20 protein-coding genes and 1 pseudogene are annotated in these 24,889 nt (G+C 66.1%); 8 read left to right on the top strand and 13 right to left on the bottom strand.

Features of this window, described 5'->3' with window-relative positions:
- Positions 1-100: 100 nt before the first annotated feature.
- Entirely contained in the window at positions 101-343 is a 243-nt protein-coding gene (locus GA645_RS15755) for a hypothetical protein (protein WP_152223951.1), read from the bottom strand.
- Positions 344-539: 196 nt separating this feature from the next.
- Here GA645_RS15755 and GA645_RS15760 point away from each other — a divergent pair, with 196 nt between their 5' ends.
- The 3 genes from GA645_RS15760 to GA645_RS15770 all read left to right on the top strand — a co-directional run bounded on the left by GA645_RS15760 (position 540) and on the right by GA645_RS15770 (position 3,324).
- Positions 540-1,922, top strand: a complete 1,383-nt coding sequence (locus tag GA645_RS15760) for a substrate-binding domain-containing protein (protein ID WP_152223952.1) — start codon at positions 540-542, stop codon at positions 1,920-1,922.
- Positions 1,923-2,120: 198 nt separating this feature from the next.
- Complete coding sequence (locus GA645_RS15765) at positions 2,121-3,164, top strand: TerC family protein (RefSeq protein ID WP_152223953.1); 1,044 nt, start codon at positions 2,121-2,123, stop codon at positions 3,162-3,164.
- Positions 3,130-3,324 (top strand): hypothetical protein, encoded by a 195-nt coding sequence (locus GA645_RS15770; RefSeq protein ID WP_152223954.1) that lies wholly within the window; start codon positions 3,130-3,132, stop codon positions 3,322-3,324. The genes GA645_RS15765 and GA645_RS15770 overlap by 35 nt, the downstream gene beginning before the upstream one ends.
- Positions 3,325-3,517: 193 nt before the next feature.
- Here the strand turns inward: GA645_RS15770 and GA645_RS15775 are convergent, their stop codons facing one another.
- Positions 3,518-4,747: an acyl-CoA dehydrogenase gene (locus GA645_RS15775; protein ID WP_152223955.1), complete on the bottom strand. Its 1,230-nt coding sequence runs from the start codon at positions 4,745-4,747 to the stop codon at positions 3,518-3,520.
- Positions 4,748-4,916: 169 nt separating this feature from the next.
- On the opposite strand from GA645_RS15775, the gene GA645_RS15780 reads away from it, so the two are divergent.
- Positions 4,917-5,849, top strand: coding sequence for a LysR family transcriptional regulator (locus GA645_RS15780; protein WP_152223956.1), 933 nt, complete (start codon positions 4,917-4,919; stop codon positions 5,847-5,849).
- Positions 5,850-6,220: 371 nt separating this feature from the next.
- Here the strand turns inward: GA645_RS15780 and GA645_RS15790 are convergent, their stop codons facing one another.
- From GA645_RS15790 to GA645_RS15820, 8 genes and pseudogenes are all read right to left on the bottom strand, one after another.
- On the bottom strand, positions 6,221-7,348 hold the full coding sequence (locus GA645_RS15790) for an acyl-CoA dehydrogenase family protein (RefSeq protein ID WP_152223957.1): 1,128 nt from the start codon (positions 7,346-7,348) through the stop codon (positions 6,221-6,223).
- 10 nt (positions 7,349-7,358) lie between these two features.
- Positions 7,359-8,543 (bottom strand): acetyl-CoA C-acyltransferase, encoded by a 1,185-nt coding sequence (locus tag GA645_RS15795; RefSeq protein WP_152223958.1) that lies wholly within the window; start codon positions 8,541-8,543, stop codon positions 7,359-7,361.
- Between the two features lie 16 nt (positions 8,544-8,559).
- A complete protein-coding gene (locus GA645_RS15800) occupies positions 8,560-9,330 on the bottom strand; it encodes a 3-hydroxyacyl-CoA dehydrogenase (protein ID WP_152223959.1) in 771 nt (256 codons plus the stop codon).
- Between the two features lie 18 nt (positions 9,331-9,348).
- Entirely contained in the window at positions 9,349-11,013 is a 1,665-nt protein-coding gene (locus GA645_RS15805) for an acyl-CoA synthetase (RefSeq protein ID WP_152223960.1), read from the bottom strand.
- Between the two features lie 237 nt (positions 11,014-11,250).
- The gene (locus tag GA645_RS29305) at positions 11,251-12,006 is read right to left on the bottom strand and encodes a methyl-accepting chemotaxis protein (RefSeq protein ID WP_372239809.1); all 756 of its coding nucleotides are present in this window, start codon (positions 12,004-12,006) and stop codon (positions 11,251-11,253) included.
- A gap of 150 nt (positions 12,007-12,156) precedes the next feature.
- A pseudogene (locus tag GA645_RS29310) lies at positions 12,157-13,398 on the bottom strand (chemotaxis protein); the annotation flags it as partial.
- An 81-nt stretch (positions 13,399-13,479) separates the two neighbouring features.
- Positions 13,480-14,496 (bottom strand): AraC family transcriptional regulator, encoded by a 1,017-nt coding sequence (locus GA645_RS15815; RefSeq protein ID WP_152223962.1) that lies wholly within the window; start codon positions 14,494-14,496, stop codon positions 13,480-13,482.
- Positions 14,497-14,535: 39 nt separating this feature from the next.
- A complete protein-coding gene (locus GA645_RS15820) occupies positions 14,536-16,215 on the bottom strand; it encodes an AMP-binding protein (protein ID WP_152223963.1) in 1,680 nt (559 codons plus the stop codon).
- A 521-nt stretch (positions 16,216-16,736) separates the two neighbouring features.
- On the opposite strand from GA645_RS15820, the gene pbpG reads away from it, so the two are divergent.
- The 4 genes from pbpG (at position 16,737) to GA645_RS15840 (ending at position 20,337) form a co-directional block, all read left to right on the top strand.
- The gene (gene pbpG / locus GA645_RS15825) at positions 16,737-17,669 is read left to right on the top strand and encodes a D-alanyl-D-alanine endopeptidase (protein ID WP_152223964.1); all 933 of its coding nucleotides are present in this window, start codon (positions 16,737-16,739) and stop codon (positions 17,667-17,669) included.
- Between the two features lie 164 nt (positions 17,670-17,833).
- The gene (locus GA645_RS15830) at positions 17,834-18,367 is read left to right on the top strand and encodes a PaaI family thioesterase (protein ID WP_152223965.1); all 534 of its coding nucleotides are present in this window, start codon (positions 17,834-17,836) and stop codon (positions 18,365-18,367) included.
- 18 nt (positions 18,368-18,385) lie between these two features.
- The gene (locus GA645_RS15835) at positions 18,386-19,519 is read left to right on the top strand and encodes a thiolase family protein (protein WP_152223966.1); all 1,134 of its coding nucleotides are present in this window, start codon (positions 18,386-18,388) and stop codon (positions 19,517-19,519) included.
- 251 nt (positions 19,520-19,770) lie between these two features.
- The gene (locus GA645_RS15840) at positions 19,771-20,337 is read left to right on the top strand and encodes a TetR/AcrR family transcriptional regulator (protein ID WP_152223967.1); all 567 of its coding nucleotides are present in this window, start codon (positions 19,771-19,773) and stop codon (positions 20,335-20,337) included.
- A 226-nt stretch (positions 20,338-20,563) separates the two neighbouring features.
- Here GA645_RS15840 and GA645_RS15845 read toward each other — a convergent pair whose 3' ends face one another.
- The 3 genes from GA645_RS15845 to GA645_RS15855 all read right to left on the bottom strand — a co-directional run bounded on the left by GA645_RS15845 (position 20,564) and on the right by GA645_RS15855 (position 24,887).
- Positions 20,564-21,370 carry an SDR family oxidoreductase gene (locus GA645_RS15845; protein WP_152223968.1) on the bottom strand — a complete coding sequence of 269 codons (807 nt, stop codon included), beginning with the start codon at positions 21,368-21,370 and terminating at the stop codon, positions 20,564-20,566.
- A gap of 381 nt (positions 21,371-21,751) precedes the next feature.
- Positions 21,752-22,792 (bottom strand): efflux RND transporter periplasmic adaptor subunit, encoded by a 1,041-nt coding sequence (locus GA645_RS15850; RefSeq protein ID WP_152223969.1) that lies wholly within the window; start codon positions 22,790-22,792, stop codon positions 21,752-21,754.
- Positions 22,793-22,799: 7 nt separating this feature from the next.
- Complete coding sequence (locus GA645_RS15855) at positions 22,800-24,887, bottom strand: TolC family protein (RefSeq protein WP_152223970.1); 2,088 nt, start codon at positions 24,885-24,887, stop codon at positions 22,800-22,802.
- Between the last annotated feature and the right edge of the window lie 2 nt (positions 24,888-24,889).

Genomic DNA, 24,889 nt, shown 5'->3' on the forward strand with positions numbered 1-24,889 from the left:
TGTCGCTCGGTCAATTGGCTGGCGTTATCAGGCTTTCCTGAAGCGCCCCGGGATTTTTCCGATCACCCCACCAACCTCCTGTCGCCACACCCGAGCAGGCTCAGCCACGTCGGGGCTGGCGCGTTTGCTTCGACTGAAAGTTGCCCGTCGAACGACCTCGGAGGATGCCTGCCAGATCCAGCAACGTCGTCAGCACGAACAACGGCACGATGAGCATGAGCATTGACGGCACCAATGCTGCGGCCCTATCCGGTAGTACGATCAATGAACCAGCCACCAGCATGATCGCCAGGATGATCACCAGCTTCATCAGCACCGACGCGAAATCGACGATCTCGTCCATCACGATCTCCACAACTCCCATCACAGACGCTTGTATAGCTGCGCCCGAAAGGAGCAGAAATCGGAAACTTCCGACAATCCACCGGTCATGTCCGAAGGCTGCGCCAACGGCTCTGCAATGAAGCAAAGCGTCATATCGATGCAATGATTCCGACTTAATCTGCCGCGCCATCGATGCCTCAAATGGAAATTGCTCAATGTCGTACAAGCCGAGCGCCAGCGATGCCCAAGCCTGGCCAGTCACCATCGCCTGGCTCATCATCGGATTCATCTGTTACGCATTCCCCTGGCAAGCGTTCGCTGCCCTGCCCTCATCCCATGGCGGCGAACCGGTGTTGCGCATCCAGGGCTCCAACACCATCGGTGCCCATCTGCTCCCGGAACTGGTCAAGGGGCTGCTGGCCAGCGAGGGTTATGCCAGCGTCAGCGCCCAGCCGGGCAAGGCTGAAAACGAACAGCGCATCGTTGGTCGCAGCGCTGACGGCAAGGAAGCCATCGTCGACCTGGCGGCCCACGGCTCCAGCACCGGCTTCGTCGCCCTCAAGGACAACACCGCCGAACTGGCGGCAGCCTCGCGACCGATCAAGGATGCGGAAGCGACTGGCCTCTCGGCGTCGGGAAACCTGCGTAGCGCCAAGGCCGAGCAGGTAATCGGCATCGATGGCCTGGCGATCATCGTCAATCCGGCGAACGCCCTGGACGAACTGACCACCGACAATCTGGCGCGCATCTTCTCCGGCGAAGTGAAAACCTGGGAGGAGCTCGGCGGCCGCGGCGGTGCGATCCACCTTTACGCCCGCGACGACAACTCCGGCACCTTCGACACCTTCAAGGAGCTGGTACTGGCCAGCCACGGCAAGGCGCTGGCCAGCGGTGCACAGCGCTACGAATCCAGCGACCAGCTTTCCACCGAGGTGAGCAAGGACCCGCAAGGCATCGGTTTCGTCGGCCTGTCGTCGATCCAGAAAGCCAAGGCGCTGCGCATCGCCGATGGCAACTCCCAGGCGATGCCGCCGTCGGCCACGTTGATCGCAACCGAGGACTATCCTCTCTCGCGCCGGCTGTTCCTCTACATGAAACCCGAGGAGTCCAACCGCTGGGCCCACGCGCTGCTGCAGTTTGCCCAGGGTGACCAGGGCCAGGCGCTGGTCAGCGCCAGCGGCTTCGTCGGCCAGCGCGTGCAAGCGGTGAAAATGACGCCCAGAGCAGGCATGCCCGAGGCGTACCAGACCCTGGCGCGCGACGCCCAGCGCCTGTCGGTGAATTTCCGATTCCGCGAAGGCAGCGCCACCCTCGATAACAAGGCCCAGCGCGACGTGGACCGTCTGCTGGCGTACCTGCAGCAGAACGGCAAGATGAACAAGCAGGCTGTGCTGGTCGGCTTTGGCGATCCGAAGCAGGACCCCGCTCGCGCCGAACTGCTCTCCAAGCTTCGCGCCATGGCGGTGCGCCGTGAGCTGGCGAAGGACGGTGTGATGTTCCGCGAGATCAGCGGCATGGGCGATGCCCTGCCGGTTGCGGCCAACAACGACGATGACGGCCGGGTCAAGAACCGCCGCGTCGAAGTCTGGGTTTACTGACCGTAACTGCGATCGGCGCCTGGACTTTTTCAGGTGCTGATCGCCCGGTCTGTGCGGATGTAGGAACTTGTTACGTTCCTTCGCTTGCCTACAGCCGGCGCTCTGCTATTTTTCCGCCAGTGACGCCGGGCCCCTCTGACGGTTGCCAACCGCCATGTCGGAGTCACTTTTCGACAACGACACTAAGGGAGGGGCCACATGACAGCTCTGCACGCTTTTTTGACCGAACCATTCCTCGGAACCGCCACCTGGTTCTGGCTGGCCTTCCTGGCCATCGTGATTCTTCTGCTCGTACTCGATCTGGGCGTTCTGCAACGCGATCACCATGAGATCGGCGTGCGCGAAAGCCTGGTGCTTTCCGCCGGTTACTTCGCCTGCGGCCTGGCCTTCGGTGGCTGGGTCTGGTTCGAGTTCGGCGCTACCCGCGCGGTGGAGTACTACACCGGTTTCCTCGTCGAACAGTCGCTCTCGATGGACAACGTGTTCGTCATGGCGATGATCTTCGGCTTCTTCGGCATCCCCCGCCGCTACCAGCACCAGGTCCTGTTCTGGGGCATCCTCGGCGCCATCGTCATGCGCGCGCTGATGATCGGCCTGGGCGCCGCGCTGGTGAAGGAGTTCGAGTGGATCATGTATGTGTTCGGCGCCTTCCTGCTGTTCAGCGGCGTGAAGATGCTGTTCTCCAAGCATGAGGACGAGCCGGACCTGGCCAACAATCCGGTGCTCAGGTTCCTGCGCAAGCGCATCCGCATGACCGACACCATCCACGAGCATCACTTCTTCGTACGGATGCCGGACGCCTCGGGCAAACTGGTGCGCTACGCCACCCCGCTGTTCCTGGCGCTGATCCTGATCGAACTGGCCGACCTGGTGTTCGCGGTGGACAGCGTGCCGGCGATCTTCGCCATCACTCAGGACCCGTTCATCGTCTACACCTCGAACATCTTCGCCATCCTCGGCCTGCGCGCCCTGTACTTCTCGCTGGCGGCGATGATCCACCGCTTCGTCTACCTGAAGTACGCCCTGGCCCTGGTGCTGGTGTTCATTGGCACAAAGATTTTCCTGCACGGCTTCATCGGCAAGATTCCCGCGGCCCTGTCGCTTGGCGTAACCTTCGGTCTGCTCGCCGGTGGCATCCTGCTATCGTTGATCAAGACCCGCAGCACCGGCGAGGAGCCGCTGGAAATCGTGAGCCAGGAGACTGTGCATGCAAGCACTGGAGGTGAGGATCGAAGCCGTTGAGTTTCGCGGCCGGGCCTATTGGCAGGTCCGCCTCGGCCGCCGCGCGCTGCGCTTCCCCCATGAGGCCGCCGCGCGCGCCTTCGCCGCCCAGTTGCATACGCGGCGGGAATGGTGGCTCGAACAGGCCAGGACCGACACGTCGGAGCCCTCAGAGCCGTAACCTCGCCTGTAGGAGAAGATTTGTCCTCGATGCTTCAGCGCAAGGGCTGTCGCAGGCATGGCCAGCTCCTACAACAGCCTGTGAACCCAGCGTTCCCCTGTAGGAGCGGGCCATGCCCGCGATTGCGCCCAGAGGGCGCCGCTGAAAAAGAAAAAGGCCCGCATCAGCGGGCCTTTTTCATGACTGCCGGGGATCAGCGGCCGCTGCGCAGCTCGTCACGCGGCACGTACTTGCCGATTTCGAACTTGCCGATGGCCGCGCGGTGCACTTCGTCCGGACCGTCGGCCAGGCGCAGGGTGCGCTGCATGGCGTAGAAGTAGGCCAGCGGCGTGTCGTTGGAGACACCGGCGCCACCGTGCATCTGGATGGCGCGGTCGATCACCTGCAGGGCGACGTTGGGCGCCACCACCTTGATCTGGGCGATCTCGCTCTGGGCGATCTTGTTGCCGGCGGTATCCATCATGTACGCGGCGTTGAGGGTCAGCAGGCGTGCCTGGTTGATCTCGATGCGCGAGTTGGCGATGAGGTCGATATTGCCACCCAGGCGGGCCAGCGGCTTGCCGAAGGCGGTACGGCTGACGGCGCGCTTGCACATCAGTTCCAGCGCGCGCTCAGCCATGCCGATGGACCGCATGCAGTGGTGGATGCGACCCGGGCCGAGGCGGCCCTGGGCGATCTCGAAGCCACGGCCTTCGCCGAGCAGGACGTTCTCATAGGGTACGCGAACGTTCTCGAAGAGCACTTCGGCGTGGCCGTGCGGGGCGTCGTCGTAGCCGAACACCGGCAGCGGGCGGAGGATCTTCACGCCGGGGGCATCGGTGGGCACCAGGATCATCGAATGCTGTTGGTGGCGCGGCGCGTCGGGGTTGGTCAGGCCCATGAAGATCATGATCTTGCAGCGCGGATCGCAGGCGCCGGAGGTCCACCACTTGCGGCCGTTGATGACCCACTCATCGCCGTCACGCACGGCGTTGGCCTGCATGTTGGTGGCATCGGAGGATGCAACGCCCGGCTCGGTCATGGCGAAGGCGGAGCGGATCTCGCCGCGCAGCAACGGCTCCAGCCAGGTGCGCTTGTGCTCTTCGCTGCCGTAGCGCACCAGCACTTCCATGTTGCCGGTGTCCGGCGCGGAGCAGTTGAATGGCTCGGAGCCGATCATCGAGCGCCCCATGATTTCGGCCAGCGGTGCGTATTCCATGTTGGTCAGGCCAGCGCCCAGCTCGGACTCGGGCAGGAACAGGTTCCACAGCCCCTCGGCCCTGGCCTTGGCCTTGAGCTCTTCCATGATCGGCGTCGGCTGCCAGCGGTCACCCTGGGCCACTTGCTCGTCGAACACCTTCTCGGCGGGATAGACGTAGGCTTCCATGAACGCGGTGACGCGCTCACGCAGGTCCTGAACCTTGGCGGAATAAGCGAAATCCATGGGGGGCTACCTTCTGGCGGCGAGTTGTTTGTCGTGGTGATGATGCTAGAACAGCGACGAGGATTTACCCAGTCTATTATCCGAATCAATGAACATTCATAACCCATATGGACCTGTGCGCCGGTTCGGGTATGATCGGCCTCAGAACAAATACAAGCGGAGCCCTGGAATGAACCTCAGCAAGGTCGACCTGAACCTGTTCATTGTCTTCGACGCGATCTATACCGAAGCCAACCTGACGCGCGCCGGACAGATCGTCGGCATCACCCAGCCCGCTGTCTCCAATGCCCTCGCCCGCCTGCGCGAAACCTTCAATGACCCGCTGTTCGTGCGCACCGCACAGGGCATGGTGCCCACCCCCATGGCGCAGAACATCATCGGGCCGGTGCGCAACGCGCTGCAGCTACTGCGCATCTCGGTGCAGGAGAGCCGCACCTTCACGCCCACCCAGGCGAACAAGACCTATCGCATCAGCATGACCGACCTCACCGAGGCCGTGATCCTCCCGCCGCTGTTCCAGCGCCTGCGCCGCCAGGCGCCGAACGTGCACATCGAGAGCTTCCTCTCCAAGCGCCGCGAGACCACCAAGGAGCTGGCCGCCGGCCGCCTGGACTTCGCCGTGGACGCGCCGCTGAACACCGATCCGCAGGTACGTCACGTCAAGCTGATGGAAGATCGCTACGTCTGCGCCATGCGCCAGGGCCATCCACTGGCCAAGGACAAGCTGAACCTGGAAGAGTACCTGTCGGTGGCGCACATCCAGATTTCCAGCCGCCGCAGTGGCCTGGGCTACGTCGATCTGTCGCTGGGCAAGATGGGCCTGCAACGCAAGATCGCCCTGCGCTCGCAGCACTACCTGATGGCATCGACCGTGGTGCAGCAGACCGACATGGTGGTGACCGTGCCCGAGCGCTTCGCCCGCCACCACGGGCTGCACTTCGTCGACCTGCCGGTACACGATGTGCCCAAGCTGGAAACCCACCTCTACTGGCACGAAAGCACCGACCAGGACCCGGCCAACCGCTGGATGCGCGAGCAGATCATCGAGCTGTGCCAGCAGGTGACGGCGCGTGAAGCGCGCGAGGCGGCGGAACGCGCGTGATGCATCGGGCGATGCCCGTCGATGGGTATCGCTTCGCTCCACGCCATCCTACGCAGCACCTGAGCACCTTGTAGGAGCGAGCTTGCTCGCGAACCGCCCAGCTGGGAAATTCCCGGCGAGCATTGTTCGCGAGCAAGCTCGCTCCGAAAGGGAAACTCCGCTGCATAAGCCACCCGTAGCCCCCGCCCTGCCGAAGTGCCTGCCCAACGAACAGGTCGGGGTCTGCCGGTGAACCCGTACGGCGTATAACGCTCCGCGTTATACGCCGATTGGCCTTGGCTTCAGAGCACCCCGGGCTTTGCCCCAGCGCTGGCGACAAGGCCAGGTGTACCGGCGTACAACCGCAAACGGTTGTACGCCCTTCCGCCCCGTTACAGGCTCCGCGCGATCACCAGCCGCTGCACGTCGCTGGTGCCTTCGTATATCTGGCACACGCGCACGTCGCGGTAGATGCGTTCCACCGGGTAGTCCTGCAGGTAGCCATAACCACCCAGGGTCTGGATCGCCGCGGAGCACACGCGCTCGGCCATTTCCGAGGCGAACAGCTTGGCCATGGAGGCTTCGGTCAGGCACGGCAGGCCGGCTTCGCGCAGGCTGGCGGCGTGGTGGACCATCTGCCGGGCCACGGCAATCTCGGTGGCCATGTCGCTGAGGCGGAAGGCCACGGCCTGATGCTGGATGATCGGCTTGCCGAAGGTCTCACGCTCGTGGGCATAGTCGCGGGCGTACTCGAAGGCCGCGCGGGCCATGCCGACCGCTTGCGAGGCAATGCCGATGCGCCCGCCTTCCAGGTTCGCCAGGGCAATGGCGTAACCCTGCCCCTCCTCGCCCAACCGGTAGCTGGCCGGGATGCGCACGTCATCGAAGGCGATCTGGCAGGTATCCGAGGCGTGCTGGCCGAGCTTGTCCTCGACACGCACCACGCGGTAGCCGGGCGTGTCAGTGGGCACGATGAAGGCGCTGATGCCCTTCTTGCCCGCCGCCGCATCGGTCACCGCAAAGACGATCACCAGGCCGGCATGTTTGCCGGAGGTGATGAACTGCTTGCTGCCGTTCAACACGTAGTGGTTGCCGTCGCGGCGCGCGCGGGTCTTCAGGAAGCTGGCGTCGGAGCCGGCCTGGGGCTCGGTCAGGGCGAAGGCGCCGATCATCTCGCCACGGGCCAGGGGCATCAGGAACTGGCGCTTCTGCTCGTCATTGCCGAACTTGGCGATGGGCATGCAGCCCACCGAGTTGTGCACGCTCATGATGGTCGAGCAGGCGCCGTCACCGGCGGCGATCTCTTCCAGCGCCATGGCGTAGGCCAGGTGGCCGGTCTGCGCGCCGCCCCACTCCTCTGCCACCAGCATGCCGAGGAAGCCGAGGTCGGCCATTTCCTTCAGCGCTTCGGCGGGAAAGCGGTGCTCACGATCCCATTCGGCGGCGAAGGGTTTCAGGCGCTCCTGGGCGAACTGGCGGGCAACGTCGCGGATCTGGATGTCTTCTTCACTGGGAATCATTCTTCGCTCCTTACGCCAGACGCTCGACCGCAATGGCCGTGGCTTCGCCGCCGCCGATGCACACCGCGGCCACGCCGCGCTTGAGGTCGTACTGTTTGAGCGCCGACAGCAGGGTCACGATGATCCGCGCACCGGAGGCGCCGATCGGGTGGCCCAAAGCGCAGGCGCCGCCGTGGACGTTGATCTTGTCGTGGGGGATGTCCAGCTCGCGCATGGCGGCCATGGCGACCACCGCGAAGGCTTCGTTGACCTCGAACAGGTCGACATCGTGCATCGCCCAGCCGTTGCGTTGCAGCAGGCGGTTCACCGCGCCCACCGGGGCGGTCGGGAACAGGTTCGGCGAATCGGCGAAGGACGCGTGTCCACGGATCGCCGCCAGCGGGGTGAGGCCGCGCTTCTCGGCTTCGGACAGGCGCATCAGCACCAGCGCGGCGGCGCCATCGGAGATGGAACTGGAGTTGGCCGCCGTCACGGTGCCGCCGTCGCGGAACGCCGGCTTCAGGGTCGGGATCTTGTCCAGCCTGGCCTTCGGCGGCTGCTCGTCTTCGCTGATGGCGCGCAGCTCCTTGCCGGACTTGACCGTCACTGCGACGACCTCGTCGGCGAAGCGGCCTTCGCTCATGGCCTTCTGCGCACGGGTCAGCGAGGCAATGGCGTAGTCGTCCTGCTGCTCGCGGGTGAAGCCGTATTTCTCGGCGCAGTCCTCGGCGAAGGTGCCCATCAGGCGGCCCCTGTCGTAGGCGTCTTCGAGGCCGTCGAGGAACATGTGGTCGAGCACCCTGCCGTGGCCCATGCGGTAGCCGCTGCGGGCGCGCTCCAGCAGATAGGGCGCGTTGGACATGCTCTCCATGCCCCCGGCCAGGGCCACGCGGGCGCTGCCGGCGAGCAGTGCGTCGTGCACCATCATCGTGGCTTTCATGCCCGAGCCGCACATCTTGTTCACCGTGGAGCACGGCGTGCCACGCGCAAGGCCGGCGCCCAGCACCGCCTGGCGCGCCGGTGCCTGTCCCTGGCCGGCTGCGAGCACGCAGCCGAGCACGGCTTCGTCCACTTCTTCCGCGCCCAGGCGAGCGCGCTCGACGGCAGCGCGGATGGCGGCCGCGCCGAGGGTGGCGGCATTCACATCCTTGAAGTCGCCGAGGAAGCCGCCCATGGGGGTGCGGACGGCGCTGACGATGACGATGGGATCGTTCATGGAATTCTCCTCCTGCTTACTTCGCGGCCATGCGGATGGCGCCGTCGAGGCGGATCACCTCGCCGTTGAGCATGCTGTTCTCGATGATGTGGCGGGCCAGGGCGGCGTATTCGTCCGGACGGCCCAGGCGCGGCGGGAACGGCACGCTGGCGCCGAGGGAATCGCGTACTTCCTGGGGCATGCCGGCCATCATCGGCGTCTCGAAGATGCCGGGGGCGATGGTCATCACGCGGATGCCCGAGCGTGCCAGTTCGCGGGCGATCGGCAGGGTCATGCCGACCACGGCGCTCTTGGAGGCGGAGTAAGCGGCCTGGCCGATCTGCCCGTCGAAGGCGGCCACCGAGGCGGTGTTGATGATGATGCCGCGCTCGCCACCGACGTCCGGCTCGTTGCGCGCCATGGCTTCGGCGGCCAGGCGCAGCATGTTGAAGGTGCCGATCAGGTTGATATTGATAGTGCGGGTGAAGCTTTCCAGCGCGTGCACGCCGTTGCGGCCGATGATCTTCTCCGCCGGCGCGACGCCCGCGCAGTTGGCCAGGCCGTGCAGCGCGCCGAAGGCGTCCAGCGCGATTTGTACGGCGGCCTTGGCGTCGGCCTCGCTGCATACGTCGGTCCGCACGAAGCGCGCGTTGGCCTCGCCCAGTTCGGCAACCTGCGCGGCGCCGGCTTCGGCATTGATGTCCGCCAGCACTACCTTGGCCCCGGCGCCCACCAGGGTCTTCGCGGTGGCCGCGCCCAGGCCGGAGCCGCCGCCGGTGATCAGGAATACCTTGTTCTGGATCTGCATGGAATCTCTCCGCTGAATTCAGTTGGCTGCCGAGCGTTCGGCCGCCTCGCGTTGCTTGGCGATCTCCTGGTTGCGCAGGAGGAACCGCTGGATCTTGCCGCTGGGGGTCTTGGGCAGTTCCTCGACGAACTCCACCTCCCGCGGGTAGCTGTGCGCCGACAATCGCTTGCGCACGTACTGTTGTAGTTCCTCGGCGAGCTCCGCGCCCGGCCGGAAGGAAGAACCGAGCACCACAAAGGCTTTGACCAGTTCGGTGCGTTCCGGATCGGGTTTTCCGATCACCGCCGCCTCGATTACCGCCGGGTGCTCGATCAGCGCGCTTTCCACATCGAACGGACCGACCCGGTAGCCGGAGGTGGTGATCAGGTCGTCGGCGCGGCCGACGAAGCTGATGCTGCCGTCCTCGTTCAGCTCCACGGTGTCGCCACTCAGGTAGTAGTCGCCGACGAAGGCCTTGGTTTCCATGCCCTGGTAGCCGGCGAACCACATCAGGGGCGACTGGCGGCGATCCATGGCGAGGATGCCGGGTTGGCCGACGGGCAGTTCGGCGCCCTGCTCGTCCAGCACCACTACGCGATGGCCGGGGATCGAGAAGCCGGCGGCGCCCAGGCGTACCGGGTGTTCCAGCGCATGGTGGTTGGCCAGGACCATGCCCAGTTCAGTCTGGCCGTAGTGGTCGTGAATGGTCACGCCGAGCTGTTCGGCGAACCAGCGGATCACTTCCGGCGTCAGCGGTTCACCGGCGCTGCTCACAGCACGCAGGCAGCCCTTGAGCGGTTTGGACACAGCCTCGCCGGCGGCGATCAGCAGGCGGTACGCGGTGGGCGAACCGGCCAGGTTGGTGATGCTGTACTTGCGCACGATGCGGCAGGTGCTTTCTACGCTGAAGGTGCCTTCGTAGAAAGTGATCGGGTGCCCCATGGCCAGCGGGCCGGTGACGCCGTAATACAGGCCATAGGCCCAGCCCGGATCGGCGAGGTTCCAGAACGAATCTTCCTCGCGCAGCCCCACTGCATCGCGCATGTAGCCGACGAAGGCGACGATGGCCTTGAGCGGCACGGCCAGCGGCTTGGCCAACCCGGTGGTGCCGGAGGTGAACATCAGCAGGAAGGGATCTTCACCACTGCGCAGCACCGGCTCGAATTCTGGCGAATGGCGTTCCAGTTCGGCCCAGAAGCTGTAGTCGCCGTGGCGGATGCCCTGGCCCTTCTGCCCGCCGACGGTGACCTGGGTCGGAGCGTCCGGCACGTCGTCGAGCTTGGCGCGGTTGGCGCCGTCGGTGACCACCACCTTGCTGCCGGCCAGCTTGACCCGGTGCTCGATGGCTTTCGGTCCGAAGGCGGTGAACAGCGGCTGGTAGACCGCGCCCAGGCGCCAGGTGCCGAGCACGGTGATCAGCAGTTCCGGAGTGCGTGGCAGCATGCCGGAAACGACGTCGCCAGGACGCACACCGAGGCTGTGCAGGAAGCTGGCGAAACGACCGGAAAGCTCCTTGAGCTGGGTGAAGGTATAGGAGGCGCTGTCGCCATCCTTGCCCTCCCAGAACAGTGCGACACGGCCGGGAATGGCGTGGCGGTCGCAGCATTCGACGCAGGCGTTGAGGGCGTCGAGGTTGCCGGCCAGGGTGGCGTCGGCGGTGGCGCGGTAGTCGAACTCGGCCGTGGCGGCGGTATGGGAACGCATCGCGGAACTCCTGGGTTGTTCTTGTGTGGAGTCCCCTGATATTCCCGCCGCAGAGCGGCGCGGGCAATGTCGAAAGGCGCCAATCTGGATGAGCGGATTGGACAGCCCTGGTGGTGCACTGTGAGGTGGGTTACGTGGCGGGGTCTTCGTAGGAGTGGACTTCGTCCGCGATGGATGCGGAGCAAGCGGTGATCGCGGACGAAGTCCGCTCCTACGAGAGCATTGGACGCTCTGCGGTCAGACGCGGAACTGATCCATCAATCCCTGCTGATGATTGGCCAGCTTGTTCAGCGACTGGCTCACCTGCGCCGATTCCTGCGCCTGGCTGGACAGCGATTCGGTCACGTCGCGGATGCCGGCGACGTTACGGTTGATCTCCTCGGCCACCGCGCTCTGTTCCTCGGCGGCGCTGGCGATCTGCAGGTTCATGTCGGTGATCACGCCGACCGCCTCGCCGATGCGTTTCAGCGCGGCCACGGCCTGCTCGACCTGGGACACGCTGTCCTGCGCCTGGCGGTGGCTGTTGTTCATCGCGCCGACCACGTCGCGGGTGCCGTTCTGCAACCCTTCGATGACCTGGCGGATTTCCTCCACCGAGTCCTGGGTACGCCGGGCCAGGTTGCGCACCTCGTCGGCGACCACGGCGAAACCACGCCCCGCCTCACCGGCGCGGGCGGCTTCGATGGCGGCGTTGAGGGCCAGCAGGTTGGTCTGCTCGGCGATGCCACGGATCACTTCCAGCACCGAACCGATCTGCTCGCTGCTCGCCGCCAGGCCTTCCACCTGGCTCATGGCGCTGCTCATGTCGCTGGCCAGCTCGTCGATCAGGCGGGTGGTGCTGTCGATCACGTTGAGACCGTCGCGGGTCGCGCCGTCGGCACCGCGCGCAGCATCGGCGGCCATCGCCGCGCTGTTGGCGACGTCGTGGGCGGTGGCGCTCATCTCTTGCGAGGCGGTAGCGACCTGGTCGACTTCGCGGAACTGCTGCTGCATGCCGGCGCTGGTCTGGCTGGCGATTTCCGAGGACTGGTCGGCGGTGGCGCGGGCATCCTGCACCGAGGATTTTACGTCGCGGATGATCGGTTGCAGCTTGTCGAGGAAGCGGTTGAACCATCCGGCCAGTTCGCCCAGTTCGTCTTTGCCGGAATAGTCCAGACGCTTGGTCAGGTCGCCCTCGCCGCTGGCGATGTTGCGCAGCATGGCGGCGACCTTGAGGATCGGCCGGGTCACGCCACGGGCGGTGAGCCACACCAGCAGCAGGCCAACCACGGCTGCGATCAGGCCGATGAGGCTCTGCCAGAGCGCACCACTGGAGCTGCGCTCATCCAGTTGTTTCTGCAGCTGCAGCGCCGGCGCCAGCAGGACATCCTGCGGCACGTCGAGTACCACGGCCCAGGGCTTGGTGGCGTCCGGAGTCGGCAGCAGCGGTTCGACCACGCGCAGCTGGCCGTCCTTCTCCAACACCTGGGGCCGGCCGGCGTTCTGCACGCCGAGCAATTCGCTGGCCTGGCCGGGGAAGGCCTTTTCCAGCGGTTTGCCGAGCAGGCTTTCGTCGCGGCTATAACCAGCCAGCAGACCGGCCGGGCTGACGATGCTGACGCTGCCGGCGCCGTCGTAGAGCTGGCGGTTGCCGTCGGCGCTGAGCTGCTGCAGGCGGCTGAGGCTGATATCGACGCCGATCACGGCGATGACCTTGCCCTGGTCCATCAGCGGGAAGGTCACGGTGGTCATCAGCACCGGCGAGCCGGAGGCGCTGTCGAAATAGGGGTTGAGCACGCAGGCCTTGCGCGTCTGCAGCGGGCACAGCTGCCAGGTGTTGAACGGGCTGCCGTCGAGCATGGGCGTGGTGTCGGCGATCATGTCTTCGTTCACCGCCAGGCTGCTCATCTCGCCGCCGGCTTTCTGCGCCCAGTAGGCGCCGAAGCGGCCCTTGTCGTTGCTGCCCGCCTCGGGCTGGTCGTGGAACAGCGCGTCCTGGCCGTCCAGCGCATTGGGCTCGAAGACCACGTAGAGGCTGAGCAGATTGGGGTTGCTCTTGAGCCCATCGCGCACCAGCAGGTTGAGGTCCTTGCGCACGCTCTCCGCGTCCGAGCCATGTTTGGTCGACTGCTCGCGCAGCTGGTTGACCTGGCGGGAGAACTGGTTGCCGAAGTGGTACACGTCGGTGAAGAAGCGCTGGATGATCTCCGCCTGCTGGTCGCTGCGCGCCTGCATCCGCAACTTGGCCGCGTCCTTGAGCATGTCGGCGTTGGCCGCCTTGATCAGCTGGGCGTCATGGTTCATCCGCAGCAACGAGAGGCCGACCAGCAGGCTGACGATGCACAGCAGGCAGAGTCCGGTCAGCAGCGTGATCTTCCACTGGATCGAGAGGCGGGACAGGGGCATGGTTGGCGTCCTTGGGCAACAAGCAATTCTTTGAGGTTTTATCGGCTTGTAAGGCGGCTACTTGAGCCGGGGCCTTAAATTTCAGGGGTCCTGGCGCATCAGCGCGCGGTACTGCCCCGGCGTCGAGCCGGTCCATTTCCGGAAGGCCTTGTAGAAGGCGCTGGTGTCGGCGAAGCCCAGCTCCTCGGCCAGGTCGGCGAAGTTGCCATCGCCGCTGTCCAGCCGGGCGATGGCGAGATCCCGGCGCAACTGGTCCTTGAGTGCCTGGTAGGACTGCCCCTCGGCGGCCAGCTTGCGGCGCAGGGTCGAGGGCGCCATGTAGAAGTGCCCGGCGAGGGCGTCGAGGTCCGGCCAGCGCTCGAACTTCAGGCTGCGCAGGTAGGCCTTGGTGCGCGCCGCGAGGCTCTGCGGGTCACGGTAGCGCACCAGGATGTTGGCCGGCGCACCCGCCAGGAAGCGCCGCAGTTCGCGCTCGTCGCGGCGCACCGGCAGGTCCAGGGCCTCGGCGTTGAACAGCAGGCGCGACTGGCGGCGGGCGAAGAGCAGGTTCTCGGTGAACATCACCCGGTAGTCCGAGAGATAGTCCGGTTGCGGGCAGCGCAGTTCGATGGCGAGGATCGGGATGCGCCGGCCCACCAGCCAGCAGGCCAGGCCGTGCAGCATCAGCCACAGGGTGAAGTAGCAGAAGGCGCGCGGCGCCGGGCCGTCCGGCTCGTCGAGGGTGATCGCGGCGAGGCCGTCCTGGCGGGTCAGCTGTGGCGTGAAGTCGTCGAAGATCAGGCCGATGAAGCGCAGCGCGGCGTTCAGCGCCGCGTCCAGGGTCGGCTCGCGGATCGCCGCGGCGACCATGAAGTTGAAACTGCCCGATTTCATCCGCCGGGCGTTCATGCCGAAGAACTCGTCGTCCATCGCCCGCGCCAGGCGCCGCCAGAGCCGCGCATAGGCCTGGCTGGAAACACGCGCGTAGGGCTTGCCGAACAGCTCGGCGGAAATGCCGGCGGCGACCAGCAACGGGCCCTCGTCCCCGCCGCAGCGACGAAACTCGGCCAGCGCCTCGGTTACCAGGCGGATGGAGATGGTGCCCTTCTCTACGCCCATGCCGCCTCGCGGTCATGGGCGTGAGGGTGTGTCGGGCGATCAGCCACGCTTGCTGCGCACCTCTTCGATGCTGATCTCGCGCATGCGGAACTTCTGGACCTTGCCAGTCACTGTCATCGGGAACTCGTCGCAGAAGCGGAAGTGGCGCGGCACCTTGAAGTGAGCGATGGCGGCCTTGCAGAAGGCGCGCAGCTCGTCCTCTCCGACGCTGTGGCCGGGGTGGAACTTGACCCAGGCCACCAGCTCCTCGCCGTACTTCTCGTCGGGAATGCCGATCACCTGGGCGTCGGCGACGGCGTGGTGGGTATAGAGGAACTCTTCGATCTCGCGCGGATAGATGTTCTCGCCGCCCCGGATGATCATGTCCTTGCTGCGGCCGACGATTCGCACGTTGCCCGCCTCGTCCATCTCCGCCAGATCGCCGGTGAGCATCCAGCGCGCCGGGCTGATCGCCTCCATGGTGGCCTGCGGGTTGTTCCAGTAGCCGAGCATCACGCTGTAGCCACGGGTGCACAGCTCGCCGATGGTGCCGCGCGGGACGATGCGGCCATCGGCGTCGATGATCTTGCTCTCCAGGTGCGGCTGGGTGCGGCCGACGGTGGTGACGCGGGTCTCCAGGTCATCCTCCGGGCCGGTCTGCAGCGACACCGGGCTGGTCTCAGTCATGCCGTAGGCGATCTGCACCTCGGCCATGTTCATCTCGTCGATCACCCGGCGCATCACTTCGATCGGGCAGGTGGCGCCGGCCATGATCCCGGTGCGCAAGGTCGAGAGGTCGAAGTCGCGGCGGCTGGGGTGGTCCAGCTCGGCGATGAACATGGTGGGCACGCCGTACAGCGCGGTGGCCTTTTCTTCCGCCACCGCCGCCAGGGTCGCCTCGGGTTCGAAGCTGGGCGCCGGGTAGATCATGGTAGAGCCGTGGGTCAGGCAGCCGAGATTGCCCATCACCATGCCGAAGCAGTGGTACAGCGGCACCGGGATCACCAGGCGATCGTGCTCGGTGAGGCCGAGGCTGTCACCGACCATCAGGCCGTTGTTGAGAATGTTGAAGTGGCTGAGCGTGGCGCCCTTGGGGAAGCCGGTGGTGCCGGAGGTGTACTGGATGTTGATCGGCTCGTCGAACTGCAGCAGCGCCTGGCGCTCGCTCAGCTCGGCGGCGGAAATCCCGGCGCCCAGCGGCGCCAGCTGGCTCCAGCGCAGGAAGCCGGCGGGAGCCTGGTCGGACAGGCTGATCACCCCGCGCAGCTCCGGCAGACGCTCGCTGGAGAGCTCGCCCGGACGGCCCTGCCCCAGTTCCGGCAACAGGCCGGCGAGCATGCCGTGGTAATCGGAGGTCTTGAACGCATCGGCGCACACCAGCCAGCGGCAGCCGGATTGCTTGAGCGCGTACTCCAGCTCGCTGCTGCGGTAGGCCGGGTTGATATTGACCAGCACGGCGCCGACCTTGGCGCTGGCGAATTGGGTGACGCACCACTGCGCACAGTTGGGCGCCCAGATCCCCAGGCGGTCACCGGGGCGCAGGCCCAGGGCGAGGAAGGCGCGGGCAATGCCATCGACCACCTCGGCCAGCTCAGTCCAGGTGTAGCGCAGGTCCTGGTGGCGGACGACCAGGGCCTCGCGCGGCCCGAAGCGCTCGACCGTGGCATCGAAGGCGTCGCCGACGGTCATGGCCAGCAGGGGTTTGTCCTGGCGGCCGCGGGTGTAACTCAGGTGGTTCATGGCTTTCCCTTGTTGTGCTTGTTCTGGGATCAACGCTGAACGTTCGACCGGGGCGACGACGGCTGGCGTCTGTGGCCGGCCCTGCTTGCTGGCCGCCGGCCGGTCTGACTGGCCGGTCGCGGGTTGCGACCATGTTTACGTTAACGTAAAGGTAAACGCAACCCCAGAACATCGTCGTCGATGCCGTACAGCCAATCCGTACATTGGAGGATAGCCAGTCACAAAACGTGCCATCAGATGGAAAGCCCATAGCTGGCGAGGGTTTGACACGTTTTTCAACTACCGGGGCCTATCCTTGGCCGGTTGCATTTCGCAACAGCTGGAACCCTGCCTGCCCCTGCGCTGGCACTGCCCCTCCGCGCACCTGCCCGATTGTCGAATCCGCTGTCTCAAGCGTCGCAAAGTGAAACAGCCGTATCCGTACGCCGCCAGGTGCGCTGGACCGGGGCATGAATTAGAATCCCGCGAAAATACCTACACGGATGTAGAAATTTTCCCACTCACGCCTGCGAATCACATCCATGACTAGTCGCCGTTCGATACTGAGCCTGCTTCTTGCCTGCGCCGCTGTTGTCTGTACATCGAACTCCTTTGCCGCTACGCCCCCCAAGGCGACACAAGCCAATCAACTGGTCCTGGCCTCCGGCAGCGCGCTGGTGGTAGACCTGCAGACCGACAAGGTCATCTATTCCAGCAACCCCAGCATGGTCGTACCCATCGCCTCGGTGACCAAGCTGATGACCGCGATGGTGACGCTGGACGCCAAGCTGCCGATGAACGAGCTGGTTACCGTCGACATCTCCGAGACCGCCGAGATGAAGGGCGTGTTCTCCCGCGTGCACCTGGGCAGCCAGATCAGCCGCGAGAAGATGCTGCTGCTGGCCCTGATGTCCTCCGAGAACCGCGCCGCCGCCAGCCTCGCGCACAGCTATCCGGGCGGCTCCAAGGCCTTCGTCGCGGCGATGAACGCCAAGGCCAAGTCCCTGGGCATGAACCACACCCACTACGTGGAGCCCACCGGCCTGTCGATCCATAACACCTCCAACGCCCAGGACCTGATCCGCCTGGCCAAGGCCGCCTACACCTACCCGCAGATCCGCCAGATGAGCACCACGGCGACCAGCGACGCACGCTTCAGCAAGCCCGGCTACTCGCTGAGCTTCTTCAACACCAACCCGCTGGTGCGTGGCGGCACGTGGGACATCCGTCTGACCAAGACCGGCTTCACCAACGACGCCGGCCACTGCCTGGTGATGATCACCGTGATGAACGGCCGTCCGGTCGCCCTGGCGCTGCTGGATGCCTTCGGCAAGCACACCCACGTTGCCGACGCTGGCCGTATCCGCCGCTGGGTGGAGACCGGCAAGGCCTCGCCGGTTCCCGCCGTCGCCCTGCAGTACAAGGCCCAGCGCAACCAGGCCCGCGCGGCCGGCGTCACCGCCACCGCCGAGTAACCCCTTCGGCTGGCGGAGTCCGCTCCGCCAGCCACCCTCTCGCTCCTCCTCTCCCTCGTCCCTGTCGCTTCCGCCCCACGGGATGGCATATCCATCACTTATATGCCAACCGTCATTCAATACTAATATGACGATCATAATATGACGAACCGCCGGAGCCTGCGATGAATGACATGAACCGTGAACGGAAGATCGCCGTCTGGGAGGCCGCCGCCGCCCAGATGCGCCAGCGCCTGGGCGAACCCGGCGTGATCGAGCTGCAAGCGCTGCGCAGCTTCACCCCGCTGGCGTTCTTCGAGGGCATCGGCAACGGCGACCTGCCCTCGCCCCCCATGAATGACCTGATCGGTTTCGTGCCGGTGGAGTGGGCGCCCGGCCGCTTCATCTTCCAGGGCACCCCGGACTTGCGCCACTACAACCCGCTGGGCACCGTGCACGGGGGCTACGCCGCCACCCTGCTCGACTCGGCCATGGGCTGTGCGGTGCACACCAAACTGGAGCCCGGTCTTGGCTACACCACCACCGACCTGCGCATCAGCTACATCCGCGCCCTGACCCGCGACACCGGGCCGATCCGCGCCGAAGGCACGCTGATCCATCTCGGCCGCTCGACCGCCCTGGCCGAGGGCCGCCTCTACGACGTGGATGGCCGGCTCTATGCCACCGGTTCCACTACCTGCCTGATCCTCGGACGCTGACCCACCAGGAGATCGACCATGACTTCCGTCGTCATCGCGGGTTACGCCCGCTCCCCGTTCCACTTCGCCAGGAAGGGCGCGCTGATCGACGTGCGCCCGGACGATCTCGCCGCGCAGACGGTGAAGGGCCTCGTTGCGCGCAGCGCCCTGGATGCCCGACTGATCGAAGACCTGATCATGGGCTGCGCCTATCCCGAGGCCGAACAGGGCATGAACCTGGCGCGTATCACCGGCTTCCTCGCCGGGCTGCCGGAGTCCGTGGCCGGCGCCACGGTGAACCGCTTCTGCGGCTCGTCGATGACTGCCATCCACTTCGCCGCCGGGCAGATCCAGCTGGGCGCCGGCGACGCCTTCATCTGTGCGGGCGTGGAGTCCATGACCCGCGTGCCCATGGGTGGTTTCAATGTTTCGCCCAACCCGCGCCTGCTGGCGGACTTCCCCCAGGCCTACATGCCCATGGGGCAGACCGCGGAGATCGTCGCCGAACGCTTCGGCATTTCCCGCGACGACCAGGAAGCCATGGCCGTGGGCTCCCACGCCAAAGCTGCCCGTGCGCGTGAACAGGGTCTGCTGGCGGCGGAGATCGTGCCCATCGACACGCCCAATGGCGTGGTCGACGAAGACGGCTGCATCCGCCCCGGCACCAGCCTGGAAGCCCTGGCTCAACTCAAGCCCGCGTTCGGCGGCAGCGTCACCGCCGGCACCGCTTCGCCGCTCACCGACGGTGCGGCGGCGGTGCTGGTGTGTAGCGAAGGCTTCGCCCGTGAACACGGGTTGGACATCCTGGCGCGAATCAAGGCGGTATCCGTGGTCGGCTGCCCACCGGAAATCATGGGCATGGGCCCGCTCCATGCCACCCGCAAACTGCTCGACCGCGCCGGACTGCGCATGGCCGACATCGACCTGGTGGAGATCAACGAAGCCTTCGCCAGCCAGGCCCTGGCGTGCCTGCGCGGGCTGGAGCTGGATATCGAGCGGGTGAACCTGCACGGCGGCGCCATGGCCATCGGGCATCCGCTGGGCGCCACCGGCGCGCGGATCACCGGCAAGGCGGCGGCACTGCTGAAGGAAACGGGTGGACACTATGCCATTGCCACCCAGTGCATTGGTGGTGGGCAAGGTGTGGCGACGCTACTGGAAGCCGTCCATTAAGCACGGAATCCTGTAGGAGCGCGCCATGCGCGCGAATCGCGGGCATGGCCCGCCCCTACAGGGAGAGTCCCCAGTTTGGGCGAAGACATCGCGGATGAAGTCCGCTCCTACGCGGTCGAGTAGATAGTAGGAGCGGACTTCGTCCGCGATCGTCTTTCAACACATGCCATGTCTGCCCTGAATCACCACCCCTCGCCCACCCTGCGTTAGAATGATACTCAGCATCCCATGATCCGCAGGAGACCCCGGTCATGCGTTATTCCGAAGACCACAAGGCCCAGACCCGAGAGCGCATCATCAACGAGGCGGCACAGCGCTTCCGCAGCGAAGGCGTCGACGCCACCGGCCTGCAGACGCTGATGAAGGCGCTGGGCCTGACCCATGGCGGTTTCTACGCACACTTCAAGTCCAAGGACGAGCTGGTGGAAATCGCCCTGCAGCAGGCCGCCGAGCAGCTGCGCCCGGTCGTCGACCAGCAGTTCGAAAAGACCGATCCGCTTCCCGGCTTCATCGACCAGTACCTGTCCCCCGGCCACCGCAATACGCCCGGCAAGGGCTGCCCGCTGCCGACCATCTCGGCTGAACTGGGTGCGCGCGGCCATGCCAGCGCCACCACCGACGCCATCGTCCAGGCGCGAATCGATGCCATCGAGAAGGCGCTGCCCAGCGAGCATGCCGAGGACGAGAGTGTCGCCCTGCTCGCCACCCTGATCGGCGCGTTGGTGCTGTCGCGCAGCGTGTCCGATCCGGAGATGTCCGACCGCATCCTGGAAAGCACCCGACGGCATCTGAAGCGGGAGATTGGCGCGACGGAGTGATCCTGCGGCCGGGCAGCATGGGTATCGCTTCGCTCCACCCATCCTACAAGCCGAGGAACTCTCCATTGTAGGAGTGGGCCATGCCCGCGATCGCGCGCATGGCGCGCTCCTGCACCAGATCCGCAGCGGAGTTTATTCGCGAGCACACGCGCTCCCACAAAAAACTCCACGCATAAAAAAGCCCCGGCACCAGGCCGGGGCAAGCTTTCGCCACTCAACGATTCACTCAGTCGACCGCGATGCCATAGCGCTGCGCCGGGGCGCTGCGGGACAGGTTCGGCGCCATCTTCAGCCGCGCTGCGGTGAAGGCTTCGAACTCGCCGGCATCCGGCAGCGCCGGCAGGGTCACCACTTCACCCTGGGCAAGGCCTGCCAGCGCGGCGTCCACCATGTGGTTCACGTCCATCAGCATTTCCGGCGGCAGTGCGGATATCTCGGTACCGGCGCGCTCCCAGATTTCGGTGCGGGTGGCGCCCGGCAGCACGGCCTGGATGCGCAGGCCCAGCGGCGCCAGTTCCTGCTGCATGGACAGGGTCAGGTTGAGCACGAAGGCCTTGGTGGCGCTGTAGCTGCCGTTGAACAACTCCGGCGCCAGGGCCAGTACCGAAGCGACGTTGATGATGGTGCCGCGACCGCGCCCGGCAAAGGCCTTGGCGGCGCTGCCGGCCAGGCGCGCGATGGCGGTGACGTTCAGCTCGATCATGCTTTCCAGGCGGTCAAGATCGGTTTCCAGCAGGGTGCCGTTGATCGCCACCCCGGCATTGTTCAGCAGCAGGCTGATGCTCTCGTCCTCACGCAGGCGGGCCTCGACGCGGGCGCGGTCTTCCTTGCGGGTAAGGTCGGCCTTCAGCACCTGCACCGAGACGCCGTACTGCTCGCCCAGGCCGGCAGCCAATGCATCCAGGCGCTGCTGGTCGCGGGCCACCAGCAGCAGGTCATACCCCTGGGCGGCAAGGCGCTGGGCATAGGTCGCGCCGATGCCGGAGGAAGCACCGGTGATCAGTGCGCGGCCCAGTTCGGATTTGGCATTCATGGTTTTTCTCCAGAGGCGCAATGCGCGCCGCATGCAAGGGGGATCAGGGCCCGAGGGGGCCGTCTGGAATGTCCGGCCCGCAATTGAATTACAGCCGTCATCTGAAGATTAATATTATGCAAGTAATATTATCTGTCAACAGCCTTGCAAACGCGTGAGGGCGACAAGGAGATCAAAGGAGTACAGCACTCCGACGTCAGTCAGCGGAGCGTGCGGAACAGAAGGTTGGAATCAGACCGGGCGACACCCGAAGCGAATGCCGCCCCTCCCCGGTGCCGCCTTAACGGGAGGACGGCATCACCGCAGGCTCGCCCTGCCGCCCCATTGCGGGCCGGCAGCCAGCACCGCAGGCGTCAGCAAGGCTGACGCCTGGCAGGTGTATTACTCCTGGACCGCCCAGCGGTTGAGCCAGTGCCAGCGATGCGGGAAACGCGCCTTCAGGCCCAGGCGGTCGACACGCCAGAACGCCGGCCATTCGCCCTTGACCCGCGCCAGCAGGCGCAGGTTGCGGTTCGGCGCGCTGAAGGCCTCGCGCAATTCCACCGGTACCGGGGCGGCATCTTCCACCATGCGCACCACCTCCGCCGGCAGCCACGTCCCGTCCGGCAGGCGCACGCGGAACGGCTGGCCGGGCGATGCGTACTCGGCAAAGCGCGGATCGAGGTAGATCCAGATCTCGGCCTCGCCGAGACGCTGCAGGCGCATCAGCAAGGTGCCAGGGCCGACGTTCTCGCCCTCGCCGACCAGGACTTCGCTGATGACGCCCGAATCGTTGGCCTTCAGCTCCAGCCCCTGCAGGCGCGACTGCAGCCAGTCGCTCTCCAGTCGACGCTGACGATCCAGGGTGTCATCCCCCGGTTGAGCTTCGCGGCGGTCGAACTCCACCAGGTCGCGCTGGCGACGGTCACGCTCGTCCTGGGCCTGCAGCACTTCCCCTCGGGTCGCCGCACCGGCGGCGAGCAGGCCACGCAGTTGTTGCAGGCGGCTTTCCGCGCTGCTCAACAGGCGCACAAGAGGCGCGCGTTCGCTTTCGCTGAGGGTCCGGCGCCCAGGTGCCACGGGTGCGGCCTTCGAGGGGTCGGACAGCAGCGCCAGGCGAGCACGCCATTCGGGGTTGTCCATGCTCATCAGCAGCTGGCCAGCCGTTACCTTGTCGCCGGGGCGGACCAGCACCTGTGCCACCTGCCCGGCCTCACGGGCCCGCAGCTCGCTGGATGGCAGGTGCAGTTGCGCGGGCGCCTCGATCAGCCAGAGGCCGAGCATTTCGCGCCCCACCAGGAACAGCAGCGGGCTGGTCACCACCAGCAGGATCAGATACCAGCGCAGCTTGAACGCCATGCGCTTGCCCGGCGCGTAAAGCACCTTGAGGCCCTGGTCCTGAGTGGGCTGTTGTTCCTTGGGGCTGGAGAATCGAATCTTCATGGGATGCTCAATGCGGGAAATGGGACCAGTCCTGCCAGTCGATTCCGGAAACCCCGGCCGCCTGCAGACGCGTACGCCAGCGCTCCACCTGCTGCTGCAGCTGGACGCGCGACGCCCCGGCCCAGGACTCTTCGGCCGACAATTGCGGCTCGACACTCTGCGCCAGTCGGAAACGCAGCGCCGGCCAACGCCGGGCAATGGACTCCGCAAGCTCCGCGCTGCGTTCGGGATTGCGGGTGTAGATCATCAGGCTGACCTGCTTGACACCGCGCTTGGGCAAGGCGCAAGGCACGCAGGGGCCGCCAGTGGACTCGGCGAACCAGCGCGGGTGGCTGGACAGCTCCAGCGGCCAGTAATCGAGCTGGCCGACGGCACCCACGGTATCCAGCCAGTCCTGCAGGCGACTGTCGGGCACCGGCCAGCCGAGCTGCTCGACCTCCAGATCCAGGTGCACGGCGTCGAAGCGGATGTCGCGAAGCTGGCCGAGCAGCGCCAGCAGGTCCTTTCGCCCGCTGGCGGACAGCCAGGCCGGGTCGCCCAGCAGCAGGACGACCTGCATGCCCTGGGCACGGGCGTCGGCCAGGGTCAGCTGGAGCTGCCCGCGCAGGGTCGGCATATCCGCGACCTGGCGTGCATCGAGTCCGACGTAGAGACGCTGCATGCCGGCGCTGCGCAGTGCCTTCAGTTCGGCGCTGCGGCTCGTAGGTTGCAGCAGGGCCTGGCTCTTCCACAGGTAGGCCCCCTGGTTCCAGGCCGCGCTCTGGGAGGGGCTGGCCTTCGCCTGCGCCTGCGTACCTGCCGGCGGCTGCCAACTGAGGTCCTGCACGCCGAGCAGCGGGCTCAATGCCTGGTCATCGTCGACGAACAGGCGCAAGGCGGCTTCGCGCAACCAGACCGCATGCCACGCGGCGATCAGGCGCAGGCCGCTGTCATAGCGTTCCAGCTCCACGGCCTGCTCTTCGCTGGGGCCGTCGGACGTTGCACGTTCCGAACGCAGGCGCTGCTCGCGCAGGGCCACAGCCGAGACGGCGAACTGCTCGCGCTCGCGCTCCAGGCCGTCCACGGCCTGCTGCTGGCCCTGCAGGGCCCTGGCCAGGTCCTGCAGCAACTTCTGGCGCTCGGCCTTCAACTGGGCCTGGGCCGCCCGTTGGCGCGCCTCCCCTTCCCGCCCACGGGCCTGACCGTATGACAACAGGTCGAAGGGTGCGGAGAAGTTCAGGCTGGCGACCAGGCCATTCCCGGTGCTGCTGGCCCCGTTACGGTCCTCGAGGCTCTGCGCAACGCTGAAACTGGAATCGATGCTGTCATACCAGGGCGACTTCCGGTTCCGCTCCGCATCGCGCAATTCATCCTGGCGCTCCTGCAGGCGCGGATGGCCTTCCAGCGCCTGGCGCCAGCTGGTCAGCGGCTGGACCCGCGCCGCCAGCGATTCCGCCTGCGCCTGCTGGCTGGGGGAGATATCCAGGCCGGAGAGTTCGGCGAGGCTGGAACGGGTATCGTCAAGCAGTCGCGCGCTGGTCTCGCAGCGGCGCTGCAGGGACTGCCACTGGCCGTCCAGCAGCTTCGCCTGGGACGGCAGCAACCAGCCCTGGCGCTGCCGCAAGGCCAGCCGCTCGCGGGCGCCCGACGCGGCGGGCAGCAGGGTCTGGCACCAACGGTTTTCCTCTTCCGCGCGCCACCAGTCGGCGTAGGCGCTGCGCAGCGCCAGCCGCTGTTCGGCCTTTTGCAGCAGGCGGCGGGATTGCTGCCGCTGCTGTTCGAGCTCGACGGCGGAGACCGCCTGCACTTGTCGCCGCAGGCTGCCCAGCAAGGGATGGCGCAAACCCAGCGCCATGTTCCGCCCGTAGTAGGTATCGATCACGCTCTCGGTCACCAGCTCGCGATAGTGGCCCGCGCTGGCCGCGCCGAACCACTCCCAGCCCGCTTCGGCCTCGCGCTGCTCCTTGAGTGCATCCAGGGCATGCAGGTTGGCGGCATTGGCTTGCAGGACGGCGCTGTCGTCGGCGCTTTCGAGGACCCGCGACAACGGCAGCACGTCGGCCTGGGAGAAGCCGGCGGCCAGCAGCAGGGAGCCAAGGAGCAGGTGACGCATCATCA

Origin of the sequence: Pseudomonas sp. SCB32, from assembly GCF_009189165.1 — a bacterium.
Taxonomy (GTDB): Bacteria; Pseudomonadota; Gammaproteobacteria; order Pseudomonadales; family Pseudomonadaceae; genus Pseudomonas.

Excerpts from the sequence above, each read along its gene's own strand:
- GA645_RS15755 (WP_152223951.1), bottom strand. The coding sequence starts at position 343 with ATGGACGAGATCGTCGATTTCGCGTCGGTGCTGATGAAGCTGGTGATC.
- GA645_RS15760 (WP_152223952.1), top strand. The coding sequence starts at position 540 with ATGTCGTACAAGCCGAGCGCCAGCGATGCCCAAGCCTGGCCAGTCACC.
- GA645_RS15765 (WP_152223953.1), top strand. The coding sequence starts at position 2,121 with ATGACAGCTCTGCACGCTTTTTTGACCGAACCATTCCTCGGAACCGCC.
- GA645_RS15770 (WP_152223954.1), top strand. The coding sequence starts at position 3,130 with ATGCAAGCACTGGAGGTGAGGATCGAAGCCGTTGAGTTTCGCGGCCGG.
- GA645_RS15775 (WP_152223955.1), bottom strand. The coding sequence starts at position 4,747 with ATGGATTTCGCTTATTCCGCCAAGGTTCAGGACCTGCGTGAGCGCGTC.
- GA645_RS15780 (WP_152223956.1), top strand. The coding sequence starts at position 4,917 with ATGAACCTCAGCAAGGTCGACCTGAACCTGTTCATTGTCTTCGACGCG.
- GA645_RS15790 (WP_152223957.1), bottom strand. The coding sequence starts at position 7,348 with ATGATTCCCAGTGAAGAAGACATCCAGATCCGCGACGTTGCCCGCCAG.
- GA645_RS15795 (WP_152223958.1), bottom strand. The coding sequence starts at position 8,543 with ATGAACGATCCCATCGTCATCGTCAGCGCCGTCCGCACCCCCATGGGC.
- GA645_RS15800 (WP_152223959.1), bottom strand. The coding sequence starts at position 9,330 with ATGCAGATCCAGAACAAGGTATTCCTGATCACCGGCGGCGGCTCCGGC.
- GA645_RS15805 (WP_152223960.1), bottom strand. The coding sequence starts at position 11,013 with ATGCGTTCCCATACCGCCGCCACGGCCGAGTTCGACTACCGCGCCACC.
- GA645_RS29305 (WP_372239809.1), bottom strand. The coding sequence starts at position 12,006 with ATGCAGCAGCAGTTCCGCGAAGTCGACCAGGTCGCTACCGCCTCGCAA.
- GA645_RS15815 (WP_152223962.1), bottom strand. The coding sequence starts at position 14,496 with ATGGGCGTAGAGAAGGGCACCATCTCCATCCGCCTGGTAACCGAGGCG.
- GA645_RS15820 (WP_152223963.1), bottom strand. The coding sequence starts at position 16,215 with ATGAACCACCTGAGTTACACCCGCGGCCGCCAGGACAAACCCCTGCTG.
- pbpG (WP_152223964.1), top strand. The coding sequence starts at position 16,737 with ATGACTAGTCGCCGTTCGATACTGAGCCTGCTTCTTGCCTGCGCCGCT.
- GA645_RS15830 (WP_152223965.1), top strand. The coding sequence starts at position 17,834 with ATGAATGACATGAACCGTGAACGGAAGATCGCCGTCTGGGAGGCCGCC.
- GA645_RS15835 (WP_152223966.1), top strand. The coding sequence starts at position 18,386 with ATGACTTCCGTCGTCATCGCGGGTTACGCCCGCTCCCCGTTCCACTTC.
- GA645_RS15840 (WP_152223967.1), top strand. The coding sequence starts at position 19,771 with ATGCGTTATTCCGAAGACCACAAGGCCCAGACCCGAGAGCGCATCATC.
- GA645_RS15845 (WP_152223968.1), bottom strand. The coding sequence starts at position 21,370 with ATGAATGCCAAATCCGAACTGGGCCGCGCACTGATCACCGGTGCTTCC.
- GA645_RS15850 (WP_152223969.1), bottom strand. The coding sequence starts at position 22,792 with ATGAAGATTCGATTCTCCAGCCCCAAGGAACAACAGCCCACTCAGGAC.
- GA645_RS15855 (WP_152223970.1), bottom strand. The coding sequence starts at position 24,887 with ATGATGCGTCACCTGCTCCTTGGCTCCCTGCTGCTGGCCGCCGGCTTC.